Raw genomic sequence first — 263 nt, 5'->3', positions numbered from 1 at the left:
CCTTTTTCTTAAAACTCATGACTTTCTCGAGCACCATGACGGCTGCTAAAATACCGACCGCAATCAATACGATGACACCGCCTGGAGCGACATCGAGATCATATGCAAGGACGAGCCCACCGATTGTCGCGACCTCTCCGAAGATGATGGACCAGAGAATGGTCTGTTTGAAGCTCGATGTAAAGCGTAGCGCCGCTGCGACGGGTAACGTAATCAAGCTAGATACGAGAAGCGTTCCGACAATTCTCATGCTAACGGCAATC

Annotated in this window: 1 protein-coding gene; it reads right to left on the bottom strand. The window is 50.2% G+C overall.

Annotation, left to right across the window (positions count from 1 at the left end; genetic code table 11):
- A partial coding sequence (locus AC2Q9J_RS18100; RefSeq protein ID WP_499042093.1) for a metal ABC transporter permease occupies positions 1 to 263 on the bottom strand: 263 nt, incomplete at both ends.

It is taken from the genome of Planococcus sp. RAB007_Raresut, assembly GCF_057369535.1.
The sequence above is the reverse complement of the archived record's forward strand: the minus strand, read 5'-3'. Positions and strand labels throughout refer to the sequence as shown.